The sequence below is a fragment of the Sphingobium xanthum genome (assembly GCF_019737615.1).
GTDB lineage: Bacteria > Pseudomonadota > Alphaproteobacteria > Sphingomonadales > Sphingomonadaceae > Sphingobium > Sphingobium xanthum.
Genome location: NZ_JAHKKS010000002.1, coordinates 499,504 through 514,114, shown reverse-complemented (window position 1 = coordinate 514,114; position 14,611 = coordinate 499,504). Strand labels below are relative to the sequence as shown.

Sequence of the window (14,611 nt, the reverse complement as noted above, 5' to 3'; positions counted from 1 at the left end):
GCGCTCAGCTGAGCAGGCGCGGCACGGACATCGTCGCGACCGAGAAGCGCGCCTCGGGATGTTCGCTGCTGCCGTCGCGTGGTGCGGAGCGCTTCAGCACGACGCCGTTCTTGCCGAAGTCCGGCACGACCGGCCGATCCGTCTTGCTGCTCAACCACAGGCGCAGCAGATGACGGCGGCGTTGCGGCTCCGGCCAGTCGTCGAAGCGCGTGCGTGCGTGGAGCGCGGCATAGTTGGAGAGCCACTGGATATCGCCGGGACGGAAATCCATCTCGATCGCCATGCCCGGCTCATAAGTGATCTCGTCGAACAGCCGCAGCACCTCGAGCTGGTCTTCGGTGAGTTTCGGTACGCCGGGATAATTCTGCGCGGTAACGATGTAGAGCGATCCGGCATACATGCTGAACACGCCATCGACCATCGAGATGACCGGCGAGACATAGGTGTCGGCAGGCGCTTCACGATCCTGCCGGCGCCAATCCCAGTGAAACGGCTGCAGCAGCAGCGGCGCCAGATCGGGACGGCGGCGCAGGATCTCATTGTAGATCTCGGCGCCGGAGACGAGACAGGAGGCGCCGCCCGACCTGGCCGGGCGCAGGCACATCAGCGCCACGATGTCCGAGCTGTCCGAGTGATAGACGAGCTGGTCACGCACCTTGGAGGACTTGGCCGTGGGGTCGTCCATGGTCTTGTCCGATGTCGCGTAGACATGATCGATCAGGTCGCCCATCTCGTTCTGCCGGATCGGGTCGCCCATGTAGAGGCCCAGAATATAGTAGATCGCGGCGGAGAGCGCGTCGGAATAGAGATAAGTGCGCAGGCCCCGCACCAGGATGAAGCCGCGCCCAAAATCGACTTCGTTGCGCCATTGCTCCACCGCGTCGCGCACGGTGTCCAGCGGGAAGTCCCCGGCCTGAACGGTGCGAAGATCCGGATCTTCCGCCACGAACCGCGCACCCAGCCGTTCGAGTTCATTGACCTGCTCGGCCGAAAGCTCATAGATCCAGCCACCCTTTTCCGTCAGGCGATCTCCGCGCCAGGCCGCAGCGGTGGTGACGGGGGGGACGGAAGTGAGGACGGACATGGCGGACTCCGATGGCTGCGGCCGTGCATTCTTGAGCGGAGACTAGTCGTCCAAGTCGGTCAAGACTTGTCGAACGCCGCCCAAAGCATGTCCCGGAGACGAACATGGGCGTGGGGGGAAAGGGGGTGTCTGCCGGCAAGAAGCGTGCCGGCACGATGGTGAGCCCTGCTGGATTCGAACCAGCGACCTACTGATTAAAAGTCAGTTGCTCTACCGACTGAGCTAAGGGCCCCTCGCGTGGATGCCGGACCCCTAGAGAGCGCGAGCCGGGCGGTCAACCGGCTTGGGCTTGGCGAGGCGTGCGGCAAGCTGGGCGACGGTGCGTCCGGTCACGGGATCGCGCCAGCGCGGGGCGATGGCGGTGAGCGGGGTCAGGACGAAGTCGCGATTGCGCATCGCCGGATGCGGTACGATGAGCCGCTTCTCTCGGACCTTGCCGCCCGACCAGAGAAGCAGATCGAGATCGAGCGTGCGCGCCCCCCAGCGCCGATAGCGCCGCCGCCGGAACAGTCGCTCGATCGACTGTAGATGGTCCAGCATGGCGAGGGGTGGGAGGTGGCTGGCAACGAGCGCGGCGGTGTTGGCATAGGTTCGCTGCGAGGGGCCGATTGGCCGGCTCGAGATTATCGGTGCATTCGCGAGAAGGGCGAGCGGTGCTTCATCGAGCAGGGCGAGCGTTGCCGCGATGATTCCGAGCGGCATGAGGCGATGGCTGAGCGCCCGGTTGGAACCAATCCCGATTGCATAGAGATGCTTGCGCAAGAGTGGATATTGCCGCCTCATGCAGCCCCCTGTAACGGCTCAAGAGACCGTCCCAGCCAAGCTTTGGTCGCACGAGTTCTAGCCTTGCGGCCGGCCAGGCTTGCCTGCGCTCGCCTCATTTAGCGCGCGGGCTGGCCGGACGGGCTGTGCAAGCCAGTCTCCTCAAGACTGTCTTGTAGCGACAACGTTGAGCGGCGCCACGGGCGAGAATTTGTCATTCGGGTCATGCGTTGCCACTTTCGACGAGCCGCCTGCTGCCTCGACCAGCGCTAGACCGGCAGCGACGTCCCACCAATAAATACCGCGCTCGCTATAACCATCCATTCGTCCATCCGCGACCCAAGCGAGGGACAAGGCTGCGGAGCCAAGCATGCGCACCTTGAGGAATGGGACACCTTGGGAATCTATTCCGGCTTTGCTGCCCTGTCGCGCTACAGGGAAACCGGTAGCCAGAATACCGCCCGTGCGCTCGGTCCGAGGCAGATCCCGGCATATTCCGTTTCGCCGCAGTCCAATTCCGGCACCTCCGATATAGACATCTCCGCGCGCGACGTCATTCACGCATCCGAGTATCGCCGAGTCGTCAATGCAAAGCGCAATCGCCACGGCAAAGAGAGGCAGGCCAAGTAAATAATTATAGCTGCCGTCCAGCGGATCGACCACCCAATAGGGACATCCAGGCTGGCTCTCGCCACCGGTCCAGCCGCGCTCTTCGGAGAGGATGGGGAATGGGGAGCGCGAAGCAAGAACATCAATGATCAACGCTTCCGATTTACTGTCCTCGGCCAACTTGACATCTTCCCCCCCCATGCGCGCTATCGTTGCATTGGCGAAGCCGGCGCGCAGCAGATCTTCGCTGACGCGAGCGGCCTCGCATGCAAGGCTTGCATAGCCGGGAATATCGATGGCAGAGGTCGCCTTTGCGGGCGTCATGACGGCATTGCTCGATCGAGGGAAGGGACAGAAGTCATTAGCGATACGCTTGATTCCGCGTCAAACGCTTTCGCAAGGGCGCTTGGCGAGGCCATGCGGACTGGCTGCGCCATCAAGCCGGATGACAGGCTGGCGAAATTGTCGCCGGAGCAGGCCGCTGCCGTGCAGGTCGAAGCCTGGCGTCTCACTGGCCTGTCGCCCGGCGCCTGGAAGCTGGGCGCCAGCAATTTCGCTTCCCGCGAGGCGCTGGACCTCGAAGAATGTTTTCTTGGTCCCATCCCGACGGCGCGAGTTCATGAAGGCAACAGTCTGGAGCTTTCAGCCCCGGCTGCCATCATCGAAGCCGAAATTGCCGTCCGACTGCATCTCAAAAGGTGGATCGAGGCCACGGACACGACTCTGGAAGACAATCTGATCTCGATCCACCCGGCATTCGAACTGCCCGAGAGCCGATTTGGAACTATCGGCGCTGCCGGAACCGGCGGACTTATAGCGGATTTCGGCGCAGCAGGCGCGGCCATGATCGGACAAGGTGCCAGTCCGGCATTGCTGATGGTGGGAAACAAGCGACTGTCCTGCCGCCTTTTCGTCAATGGCGAATTCATTGCCGAGGGAGATACTGGCGCGCTCGTCACAGAGCCGTTGGCGCTGCTCGAAGGGCAAAGGAGAAACTTCTCCAAATATCCTTTCCTGCCCGAAACTGCGTTTGTATTGCTCGGCGCGATGAGCGCGGTCCGACATATCGGACCGGGCGACCGGGTGGATTGCCAGTTCGACTTTCTCGAAATGATTTCGATCGGAGTTCAGGCGCGATAGCTGGCATATTGCCAAGGAGTGTAAGGTTTTGGAGATTGTCGTTTGCTCGCGTTCATTTTCACGCAACCCGGTTCTGCGATCTGAATTGGAGGCAAGGTGTCGGCAGGAAGACGATACTCGCCTGCGTTTCAACGATGAGGGCGTCACGCTCCTTGGCGCGGAACTGTCGCGCTTTCTTGCCGGAGCTGAACGCGCGATCATCGCGCTCGAGCCGGTGGACGAACTGTTGCTGCAGTCTTGCAGCCAGTTGCGCGTCATAGCGAAATATGGTGTCGGTCTGAATAACATCCATCTCCAGGCCTGCGCGGATGCAGGCGTGCAAATTGGATGGACCGCGGGCGTGAACAGCCAGTCCGTTGCGGAAATGTGTGTCTCCCTCATGATCGCCGCCCAACGCAGGCTATTCGAATCCAATCGCAATTTGCTTGCGGGAAAATGGGGGCAGCTTTCGGGGCCGCAACTCTCTGCGTCTACAGTCGGGATCATCGGCTTTGGTCATGTTGGGCAGGCGCTTGCGCGGTTGCTGGCGCCGTTTGGCTGCAGCATCCTCATCAACGACATCGTGGATTTCTCCAGCTCTGTCCGCGGGAGTGCTGAGCAGGTAAGCTTGGATGAGTTGCTTCGCAGATCGGATGTCATTTCCCTGCATGTGCCGTCAACGCTGCAAACCACGGGGATGATCGATGCGGAAGCAATCGCGTGCATGCGCCCGCACGCGGTTGTCGTAAATACGGCGCGGGGGGACATTGTGAACCTCGGAGCGCTCAGACAGGCATTGAGGGAAAAGCGGATCGCGGCAGCAGCAATCGATGTTTTCGCGCCGGAACCGCCCGACGATGCCGAGTTACTCGCGCTACCCAATCTGATCGCTACCGCCCATCTTGGCGGTAGTTCCGATCAGGCGATCCTCGCCATGGGGCGGGCGGCGATCAAAGGGTTGTTCGAATTTCGTCCCGCGAGAGAGTTCATGCAATACGCATGAAAATGTGAAGGGAACACTGGATCTTGCTCCCTGAAATGTCGGTTGCCGTCTTGCGAGAGGATGAAGCGCATATGAAAATTGTGGCCATGGTTCCGGCCCGAATGGGCAGTCAAAGGCTCAAGCGCAAGAATCTCGCGGAGATTGACGGCCTGCCGCTGGTCGCGCACGCCCTGCGTAAATGCCTCAAAAGCGGTCGCTTTGAATCGGTCTGGCTAAACTCGGAAGACCAGGCTTTCGAGGAGATCGCGCTCAGTGAAGGCGCCAGCTTCCACCACCGGCCAGCCCATCTGGGCGACAATCAGGCGACCAGCGAGCAGTTTGTAGCGGAATTTCTGAGTAATCACGAATGTGACTATGTCGTGCAGGTCCACTCCATCGCACCGCTGCTGCCGCAAGCCCGGATCAGCGCCTTCGTAGATATGCTGGTGAACACAAAGCCAGACACGCTATTGAGCGTGGTGGACGAAAATCTGGAATGTATGCATAACGGTCAGCCGGTCAACTTCCGTTTCGACCAAAAGACCAACAGCCAGGACCTCGACCCCGTCCGACGCATCGTCTGGGCGATCACGGCCTGGAAACGCTCCACCTATCTGACGGCTTTTGAAGCGGGCCAATGTGCTACCTATGCCGGAAGGGTAGAGTTGTTTCCGATCGATCGTTTCGAGGGACATGTCATCAAGGTGCAGCAGGATCTCGATGTGGCGCGGGCACTCCATCCCGTTTTGGCCAATGGTTGACGCCTTTGGCTTTATTTCACCAGCCAAGCGCCGCCAAGGTTGGTCGGGTCAAGCACGAGGTCTTGCTCAATGGACGATGCCAAGATTTCTCGAGTAATTAAGGCGGAATTTTCACGCCACAACGATGCTCTGATCGAACGCGAAGTGCGCCGACTGCGTCGGTTTGGTCCATTGAGTTTCAATGCAGCTCCATATCAGGTCGATCCGCAGGACTTTTGCGATAGAATGCAGGGGTATTGTTCGATCGAGGCCAGGCAGGTCGATGGTGATGCGTTCGAGAAATGGTATGTGGAGAACGACTACAGATTACTTTTTGAGGACTATACAAAAACCTATCCCGATGAAAATCTTCTCAAGAAAAAAGCTTTCGAGCATTGGCTTTCCCTGAGGGAGACCGAGGGCGCATCGGGCGGCGTTGTGCTGGATGTGGGATGTGCCACTTCACCCTTCTTCCGGCTCTGGAAGCGCGAGGAAAGTCCCGCGACCCCCTTTCTGCGCGTAGATTTGCCCCTTCCGGAATATGGTTTCTTGCCCGGGCGGAATGGAGACGTGATCGGCTGCTCTGCCGACGCCATACCGCTCGATGACCAGTCCGTCGCACGCATATACTCGCACAATGCGATCGAGCATTTCGAAGGCGGAGCTTATGCCGGATTCTTCAAGGAATGCGCCAGGGTTCTTCAGCCTGGAGGCGTTCTTTACGTCTGTCCATTGTTTGTGGCCTGCTCGACGTTTGCCTATGTGTCGCTAACGGGCATCTATCGCAGGCTGAGCTTCCCGAAGATCATCGGCGGCACCAACCTCGTCTACTCCGATGCCGTGGGACAGCCGTATGAACTCTATATTGATACCGATTTTCTGACAAACAGGATCATCGGTCCGCTGGAAAAGATGCTCGACTTCCACCTCATCATGTATACCGGCCATGCCGCAGTGGAACATGATGTCAGGCTTGGACTGCTCGCCATACAAAAATGACGGCGGCACCGGGCTTGAGTGGCCCCCATGGTTGAAACTGCCAGCGCCTCGCGCTTGGACGATGTGTAATGAAAGGCTGAATATATGTTGGCGACGGAAAGCGATGACGGGATTTCATCGGGCGGTGGGAGCGGTTTATACAATTTGCCATTCACGCCGACGGATTCCCGGTCGGACGTTTATGGAGAGATCATTTCCGAGTTTGCTCAGGGCGGTAGGATTGAAATTCTTGAAATCGGCGTTTTCAAGGGAAGCCTGATCAAAGGCATCATGCGTCATTCCAAGGAAATGGTGAAGTCCTATACCGGGGTCGATCCCTATATCGGCGATGAGACTGATCCATATCACCGCAGCTATTGGAAAAGTGATCAAGCCGTCGCGTTTTCGCAATATGAAGAAACCAAGTCCATTTATGATGGCTTCGGAGCGGAACTGGTTAGGCAGAGGTCAGAAGATTTCTTCGCCGCAAATGAGCGGACATTCGATGTGGTCATAATCGACGGCGATCATCGCTACGAGCCGGCGAGGAAGGATTTGCACGCAGGGTTGCAAGCGCTCCGCCCCGGTGGTCTGCTAATATGTGATGACTACGGCAATTCCGATACTCCGGAAGTGACACGTGCAGTCTGCAAATTCGTTGAGGAAGCAGGCGATTTTTATGACGCCGCCGGCTATCGGCCGATCTGGTTTATGAACGTCAACAAGCCCGCGCCGATCCAACTCACGGCGATCTACTGGCGGAAGCGGACATTGGAGAGGTCGGAATAGAGAGCGGCGCGATCTCACGGAAGGTTGTCCCTTCCGTGAGGTAGGTCAGGTTATCAGTGCGCGAGAATTTCATCAATATCGACCCGCTCAAAAGTCTCCAGCTTACCGCCTCGGGTGGCGTTACGAACGCGACCGCCGTCCGCCTCGAATGCAATTCGAGATTTCAGGAAGCCAAACGAAATATCGCGCCAGTTTGGGGGGCACCAGGGCTTGTGCGAGCGGTATCCGGCGATGAAATGATTATTGTCATCATAGCTCACCGGCATGGGGTATTTGGGATCGAAAACCGGCGTATGGCTAAACGAGTAATCCATACCGTAGAGCAGAACGTCCCGTATTCCGTAGAAATAAGCTATCTGTAGTGCGACAAAAACCGATGATCCTCCGACGTTGATGCACTTGTCTATGTCGGGGCAGAAGATAGGCATCGCCACATCCATCTTCCTCAAGCGCGCAAAATCACCTTTGAAGGCAGGGCCTTCATGATCATTCAAGCAGAAATGCGCGATACCTGTCGACAAATCGATCATCTCCTGCCCGAAGTCCTCGATCATCAACGTGTCTGCTGAAACAACATAATTTTCCCGCAGGCGTGTCTTTTCGTACGCAAGATAAAATCTGTTGAAGCAGAATATAATGTCGCCCTGATCAGCGATCTTGTCGAGATCTTCCAGTCGAACGCTTGGCCCGTTGCCGATCATCCAGGCCCGAGCACCTCGATGTTGATCTCGTTTCGGGGTCAGGGGATGGGGTGGTGCAGCGCGGGCTATCTCGAAGGCACGGCCGATTATTGCGGTTCTGGCGAAATCGCCGTCTTCCGCGACCACGTGTGTCGAGATCGCCGAACCCGGCACTAATTGCTGCGGCGTCAGAACACTAAAGGAACAGGAATTGACAAGGGGGTGTGAAGGCGAATTCGACGTGGCCGGAGGCAGCATTATCCGCCTGTCGGCCGGCAAGCGAAGTTCGACCGCGGCCCCTTGCACGTCCGACCACACGGTTCCGTCAATACGCGGCATGACTTCGCCTGACAGTGACAATGACGCCAACTCGCAATGGACAAGGTCAATCGCGGAGCACTCAATCATCATGGAGTGAACGAACCGTCCGGAGGCATAGATTCTTAGATTTAGGTCGGGGGGGCTCTCGATCCCATGCAGGATGATGCCGCCGTCGATCTGTTGCACTGGTTGTCTGGTCGCGATCTGCGAAGGCACAATTCGCCCAAGTTCTCGGCCATCCATGTCAAAAATTCGGATTTCGTTCGCACCGCTGTTCCGACGAAGCATTGCCTGGACATTCAACAGACCCGTCGCCGGCACGAAATATAGGGCGGGATCAGTGACCAGTGGTGAAACACGAAGCGGTGTCGCGTCATTGAACAGGAAGGCTTCAGAGTTTTTCGCAAGCGCGCCCACATGCTCTCCTGCGGTGAGCTTTTCGACATAGGGGCGGAGCAATGATGAAAAATCGGCAATGTCCGATTGCGCATATGAATGCGCAGTGCATTGCTTCGCGCCATAGCTTACGCTGATGAGCGCCTCCAGTTCCTCCACTGAATGAAATCGATCAACATCCCGATTTTGCAGTAAGTTACTCACGGCGGCGGCAGAAGATAGCGCGATCGGGGCGCCGTGCGCGCGTGCCAGAATGGCTATCTGATCGCACTCGTCGATGTTTTGAAGGCGATTGATGACGAGCCACGCCGAAGAGACGAAGCCGGTCAAATCAGACCATTCCCGCCTATCGAGATGCTTCCAACTGCCGCTGGGATGAGTTGTGAGGCCGAAGACATCTGCGCGAATTTCGCAACGATACATTTTTCCCAAAGAAATCATAACCTTGTTCAGCACTTCGCAGAACCACTGATCCAGTATCGTCTGGCCTGAGAGGACAACGCATAGCGACGTCTTTTCACCCACCCGCGCGGAACCAGAGAACTGGCTCATCAATGGCGCATAGATTGTCCGTATGAAATCCGGATCGCTCACGCGATCGCCGATCACTATGGGCGTCGCTATATCGAGGTCGAAAGCTTCTATTTTGTCGAAAACCTCCCGAGCCGTACAGAATATGCCGTCATAAGAATGTTCACCGCGAAGCTGACGGATCGCTCGATTGATGCGTTTCGCGCAGAGCTCCGGGTCGTGTGAGGAGTATGAGAAGTCTCGCGTCACCTTAGGGCGGAGCGGCACGATCCTGGAATTCCTCGGGGCCTTTGCTCGTTGTCGGACTTCTTGACCCGTATCGTCCAGAATGAGGAGGTCTACCGGAGACAGTTGTCTCAGAGCACAATAGTCCAGATGTGCACGCCTCGCTCGGGGATGCCCGTCATGCAACGGGATGACATCGGCTATGAGTAGTTTTCGCGCATCAGCCAACTTGGCATTTGAACGTTCAAAAAGTCGAAACTTTGCCATGTGACTCAAGCTCCCACGCCGCCGAACTCGCGCTGAGCGTCATCGCCATCACTCCAATCTGTCTTTGGAACGGCGGTTCCGGCTTTACGAATCGCAATCGCCATGATGCGGAATCCGAGTTCGCGGATATCTTCGTTCAATCCCAGGGACGCCGGCGATCGAGGTCGCTCGATGATCAGTTCAAGTTGCTCAAAGCCGGCCCGCGCAACAACCTCGGGAATGATCACCATCTGCGTTCCGGGTTCTTGTCCGAACGTCATGATGCCGATCTGCCGGGCACCGATCTGCACGATCATGTCGGCCGAAAGTTCGCCGGGCGCGAGGAAGGCACTCGCCGTGACGGCGAGTTCTAACTCAACGGGCCAACCGTCCTGATAAGGTAAGAGCAACTCGGCCAGATGGCCGACCGTCCACCGGTAGCCAGGCTCCCGATCGCCCCATCCGTTACCGCATGCGATGACTGCTTCGGGCGCGCCAAGCCCTAATTCGAATGCCGGTCGGTCGCTATTCGAGCTTTGCTGCCGTGAGGGGAACTGCAATAGGGGCAGGTTTTTCGTTTCCTGCTTTTTCGTTGAGAGAGCGAGAGCATGGTGCTTTTCTAAGAGGAAGCTCGCTGCGCGTATGCGCAACGTGGTCCTGGAGCCTTGGTCCGAGACGAATATTTCCAGCCGATGTCGCCGGTAGGCATTTTGCTTGCCGCTCAAATCGAACACGCAAGTGACACGTTCGAAAATGTTTGCGCGCAGGTTTCGCTTTGTGCGCTCTCCGCCGTTGCAGGAGATTTCGATGCCCGCGGATTTTGCGTCAGATGTCTTGACCATCAGCACAGCATCAATGGTCAGAGAATCGCAGGGATCAATGATATCAAACTCAAGGACAATGGAGTCCGTGGTCCGAATTTCAAGGAAATCAGGATGTATCCTGTGCCGTGTTCCACGAATAAGGTTTGATAATCGATGCGGGCTGCCTGAACTTTTGTAAATTACACCGCCGAGAATAGTGCATTTTTCCTCAGACAGATTTTGCTCGTTCTCAAAAGTGCAATTGTATGCTTTCTTCAATCGAGTGGCATGCCGCAGCTCTGGCAGAGAAGGGGCATGTGCGGCTTGGAGGGGCGGGACAACCTCTCGTAACACGCCTTGCGCGGCTGTCGCCGCTTCCTGCTTCTGAATTTTGCGACAGATGTCAGTGGCCGCTTCTTCAATTGACGCGAACTCAAGCACCGCGACGTCGGCAAAGAATGGCCCCATAGTATCTAACGCTCGCTCCGCGTCGTCGCGAGCACAATCAGTCAGCAGCGCGCCTTCTATGTGATCCAGGGCTACGAAATCGACTTCCGTCGTAACCTGATAGCCGGATATGTTCATTTTCTGGTCTGGCGTCACAAAGCAGATCTCGCTGCGATACGCTTGGCCGAGGCGGGCGACGACGAGGCTGGCCAGTTCCAGCGCGTCCGGGCGAATGCCCTGGTGATCATATCCGTTCAGCAGATAGAGGCTGGCTGTGCCAATTTTTCCCGGTAACGCGCGGTTCACGAAGGCGAGCAGGGGATTCTTCCGGCCGATCAGACGGGCGCGCCGATTCACATGGCAGTGATAAATAGCACCCCTATTCCTTGGCTCCTTCTCGACCCGGACAAATTGCGCCGGCTCTTCATCGACGGCCAGCACCCGAAAACGGAGCGTTTCGGACGACGGCGCGAAATCCGGGGTTGCGCTGGCAAGCGTAGCGATCGTGCCTGAAAGTTCAGTCGTCGCAGCCAAGCGCTGAATGACTTCATCCGCCGCTTCCAAAACCGGAGCATAGCCGAGAATGGAAGCCTCGCTGAGTAGCGCTCGCAAGCCAAGCCGTTCGGCATAACTCCGGCCGAAATCAGCATCTTCGATCGAGAAAATGGCAGCGCACGCTGCCGACAAGGCTGCGCTCGGGCGCGCTCTGCCTGCGAGTTTCTGCTCAGGTGATGCGCGCACCGCCAGATCAGCTCGTTCCAGCAATTGCCTGTCTTTCCAAGCCGCAATCCGAACGACGCCACGCGAGGCGCAGACGCTTTCCTCGAAGCGACAGTGGAAGTGATATGCGCCCGGGAAAGGTGAAACTATCTCGCCAAATTTCACAACGTCGATGCCCTCGACGCGAATTGTTATGGGCAGGTCCTGATCTCGCGCGCCCGCAAAACCGTTGATGGACACTGTACCATCTTCTCCCAGCACTGCTGCTGCATCGATCCAACAGCTCGACCTTTCGGACCAGGCGGAGGCCGTGGTGTTTGCGAATTTCGCCGACGGGACGCCGGGCGGTTGTAGGTTGGTTTCAGCCCGTGCGAGAGAGGCCATCAGGGCATTTCCAGCCTGAATCAATTCGCACCTCGCTGGAATTGGCAGTGAACCGGATGGCTCAGGTTCCGCGTTTGCTAGCCGATGGGCCTCCTGTGCCAGGGCGGCTACATCGCCGACAGCGACCAGCCCAGCCTGCGCGCCAAGTGTCTCTCGCAGCACCGGCAGGTCATAGGCTGCGGTGGGCGTCCCCACATAGGCGGCCTCGACTGGCGGGTAGCCAAAGCCTTCGAAGCGGGAAGGGAAAAGCAAGACAGCACTGCTAGCTAACAGCGCCATCTTCTCATCGTCCGTTACCTGCTCGTAAAGGTAGATTCGGCATCCGGTCACGGACGCCGTGTGTGTCCGCAATGCTGCGACGAAGTTCCAGTCTATTCCTCTGCCGAAAATCAGGCACAGCGTTTTGCCGCGAAAGAAAGCAGGTGGCATTGAAAGCAGATCAGAGGCGCCCTTGTGCTGGTCCTGCGTGCGGACAAAGCATGCGAGGCGATTGGGGTAGGTGGGTATGTCTCGCCAGCCGATGCGGTTGGCGGACAGATCGTTGATCGCGGGGTGCCAGAAATCGTAGAGAAGAGTCGCTCCTGGGCACAAGCTTTCATAAAACTGCCGCGCATAGGGAATGCCTTGTTCCGCGATCGTCAGAACGAGGCCGCCATCGGAGAGAACGCTTGCCCAGCCTTCCCATGGCAGGGCGCTACGCATCGGCTGAGCCATGTCATTGAACCAGTTAGCGGTCTCAAAGCTCAGCAAGGCGATGCGCGCTTGGGATAATTTCGCGAAGGTCCGCGCCCTGCTGTAGAATGCGTCGGCAAGGCTGCCAGTGGGGATGACGATGACCCAATCGATCGTCGGATCGCCCATTTGAGGCCAATGTTCCTCCGTCAATATTTCGACGGGGCTTTCCTGATGAATGGCCTCGAAATCGCCGTTGAAGGCGGGAATCAGGTTCGTATAATAGGTGACTTTTGCGCCCGTACGCGCGAGCGCATAAGCCATGATAAGAGACAGATAGCGCCCGCCGGAGTAAATGCCTGCCACGTTCGTCGAAAAAATCGCGATGTTCAATCTATCGTCCTCCGCACTGGTCCCTCGCAGCCCCGGGCGCCAAGCGCTTTAGTTCGTGACCGAATATTCCGCTTGTCCGACGAGCATATCGACAACTGTGGTCAGCCAGAGCATATGCACGGCCTCGACGACATTGTAGGCATTGGATGGCATGTGGAATCGGATGTCGCCGAGCTGATGGAGGGGGTTGCTCTCTGCTTTGCCGGTAAAGGTGACGACCTGTAAGCCCATGTGCTTCGCAGTTTCTGCGGCCCTGACGACATTCGGGGATGCGCCGCTCACGCTAATCAGTACCAAGGCATCGCCAAGATCGGCATAGATCTGCGTTGCTCGCGCAATCCAGTTCTCAAATCCATAATCGTTGGAAAAGGCCGTAATAAGATTTGGCTCATTGAAGTCGATTGCGCGAACCTTCGCTTGTTTCGAGAAATCGACGGCTCCATGGGATGAGATGGAGGCACTCGCGCCGTTTCCGGCGAAAATGAGTTTTCGACCATTCTGCCGAAGCTGGCATGCCAGGTCGTGGAAGGCTTCGAGCGAAGGCCGCACCTTCTCGTCGAAAGCAGGCGAAAACCTGCCGAAATAATCATCCAGCCAATTGTTCCAGTTCATCGCAACCCCCGTTATCGACAGTCGTTCGCTAGCCTGCCTGCAAAGCACCAAATAATTCGCCAGCTTCATGGCGCTTTTCAACGTAAATACGATCAATGACATTCATAACAGCTTTTGCCTGTAGTGAGCAACCGGCTGATGGGGGTTCTCCATTTCTGATCGCTTCAACAAAAATCGAAAGTTCTTTGTCCCATGATCTGTCTTCTGAAAAGATAATTCTCTCTTCGTCGTCCCAATTCGCCGCAGGAGCCTTGGATCTGTTTTTGGCGATCGTAAGAACTTCCTCGCCATATGTGCCAGATGAAGTCTTAAGTCCATTGAGGACGCAGTATCCGCGTTCCATGAAAACTTCGAGTGAGAATAGGTGGCGCCATTGTGTCATCGTAGAATGCAGGGATGCAGAGAAACCAGTTTCCGATACCCGGAGCAGGGCGAATACATTGTCTTCAATTCCATCCGTCTGCCAATACATGTTTGAAACCATGGCGCTGATTTCATCGAATGGCTGGCCGGCGATCATGAGGAGAAGGTCCACCATGTGGATTCCCTGATCAATAAGTATTCCTCCGCCAGCCAGTTCTTTCTGTGCCCGCCAGCCCTTCAGATAGTCAGCATCGACACTCTTGCCATAACGGCCTCTGGCCCAGAGCGGTCGACCGTAGCGACGGGAACGCACGATATCGGCCATCGCAAGAACGCCGTCATGCTGCCGATGGTTGAAGCCGTACATCAGCGTCTTGCCTGACGCCTGCTCTACGTGGCGGATTTCGTCCACGTCCTTTTCAGTGAATGCGGGAGGCTTCTCGCAGAAGACATGCTTTCCAGCCCGCAACGCGGCCATGGTCGTTTGCTTGTTCAGATAGTTCGGCAGGCAGAGGAATACAGCGTCCACATCCGAGCGTTCGATGACAGCATCGATCGATGAGGCGAACGGAATGTTAGCATCATGGAACGGCTCGGGATCGAACGCGATCTGCAAGGCGCAATCATTGCGACGAGCGATTGCGTCGGCACGAATCTGCCCCATCTTACCGAAACCGCAAATTCCGAACTTCAACGTCAAGTTTCTTCCCCGCCAACACCTTTGCTTGGCGCTGTTGGACCATCGGTTTGCGGGG

Annotated in this window: 12 protein-coding genes and 1 tRNA gene; 5 read left to right on the top strand and 8 right to left on the bottom strand. The window is 57.2% G+C overall.

Translation table 11 applies throughout. The features are described 5' to 3' along the window. Positions 1-4: 4 nt before the first annotated feature. The 4 genes from KM135_RS05580 to KM135_RS05565 all read right to left on the bottom strand — a co-directional run bounded on the left by KM135_RS05580 (position 5) and on the right by KM135_RS05565 (position 2,779). Complete coding sequence (locus tag KM135_RS05580) at positions 5-1,084, bottom strand: TauD/TfdA family dioxygenase (protein ID WP_221712968.1); 1,080 nt, start codon at positions 1,082-1,084, stop codon at positions 5-7. 156 nt (positions 1,085-1,240) lie between these two features. Further along, a tRNA-Lys gene (locus tag KM135_RS05575) sits at positions 1,241-1,316 on the bottom strand. Positions 1,317-1,336: 20 nt separating this feature from the next. Further along, positions 1,337-1,867, bottom strand: coding sequence for a 2-amino-4-hydroxy-6-hydroxymethyldihydropteridine diphosphokinase (folK, locus tag KM135_RS05570; RefSeq protein WP_221712967.1), 531 nt, complete (start codon positions 1,865-1,867; stop codon positions 1,337-1,339). A gap of 141 nt (positions 1,868-2,008) precedes the next feature. Beyond that, complete coding sequence (locus KM135_RS05565; RefSeq protein WP_221712966.1) at positions 2,009-2,779, bottom strand: inositol monophosphatase family protein; 771 nt, start codon at positions 2,777-2,779, stop codon at positions 2,009-2,011. 162 nt (positions 2,780-2,941) lie between these two features. On the opposite strand from KM135_RS05565, the gene KM135_RS05560 reads away from it, so the two are divergent. The 5 genes from KM135_RS05560 to KM135_RS05540 all read left to right on the top strand — a co-directional run bounded on the left by KM135_RS05560 (position 2,942) and on the right by KM135_RS05540 (position 7,063). Then, on the top strand, positions 2,942-3,595 hold the full coding sequence (locus KM135_RS05560; protein WP_221712965.1) for a hypothetical protein: 654 nt from the start codon (positions 2,942-2,944) through the stop codon (positions 3,593-3,595). A gap of 28 nt (positions 3,596-3,623) precedes the next feature. After that, positions 3,624-4,577, top strand: a complete 954-nt coding sequence (locus tag KM135_RS05555; protein WP_221712964.1) for a phosphoglycerate dehydrogenase — start codon at positions 3,624-3,626, stop codon at positions 4,575-4,577. Positions 4,578-4,648: 71 nt separating this feature from the next. Continuing rightward, positions 4,649-5,317, top strand: a complete 669-nt coding sequence (locus KM135_RS05550; RefSeq protein ID WP_221712963.1) for an acylneuraminate cytidylyltransferase family protein — start codon at positions 4,649-4,651, stop codon at positions 5,315-5,317. Between the two features lie 69 nt (positions 5,318-5,386). Continuing rightward, positions 5,387-6,295 (top strand): methyltransferase domain-containing protein, encoded by a 909-nt coding sequence (locus KM135_RS05545; protein ID WP_221712962.1) that lies wholly within the window; start codon positions 5,387-5,389, stop codon positions 6,293-6,295. An 84-nt stretch (positions 6,296-6,379) separates the two neighbouring features. Continuing rightward, the gene (locus tag KM135_RS05540) at positions 6,380-7,063 is read left to right on the top strand and encodes a class I SAM-dependent methyltransferase (RefSeq protein WP_221712961.1); all 684 of its coding nucleotides are present in this window, start codon (positions 6,380-6,382) and stop codon (positions 7,061-7,063) included. A gap of 53 nt (positions 7,064-7,116) precedes the next feature. Here the strand turns inward: KM135_RS05540 and KM135_RS05535 are convergent, their stop codons facing one another. From KM135_RS05535 to KM135_RS05520, 4 genes are read right to left on the bottom strand one after another with little or no spacing between them, the layout of a single operon-like run. Continuing rightward, positions 7,117-9,483 (bottom strand): motility associated factor glycosyltransferase family protein, encoded by a 2,367-nt coding sequence (locus KM135_RS05535; RefSeq protein WP_221712960.1) that lies wholly within the window; start codon positions 9,481-9,483, stop codon positions 7,117-7,119. 5 nt (positions 9,484-9,488) lie between these two features. Next, positions 9,489-12,881: a glycosyltransferase gene (locus tag KM135_RS05530; RefSeq protein WP_246605757.1), complete on the bottom strand. Its 3,393-nt coding sequence runs from the start codon at positions 12,879-12,881 to the stop codon at positions 9,489-9,491. Between the two features lie 48 nt (positions 12,882-12,929). Beyond that, positions 12,930-13,562 (bottom strand): D-sedoheptulose-7-phosphate isomerase, encoded by a 633-nt coding sequence (locus tag KM135_RS05525; protein ID WP_221712959.1) that lies wholly within the window; start codon positions 13,560-13,562, stop codon positions 12,930-12,932. After that, entirely contained in the window at positions 13,522-14,550 is a 1,029-nt protein-coding gene (locus KM135_RS05520; RefSeq protein WP_281422138.1) for a Gfo/Idh/MocA family protein, read from the bottom strand. The genes KM135_RS05525 and KM135_RS05520 overlap by 41 nt, the downstream gene beginning before the upstream one ends. Between the last annotated feature and the right edge of the window lie 61 nt (positions 14,551-14,611).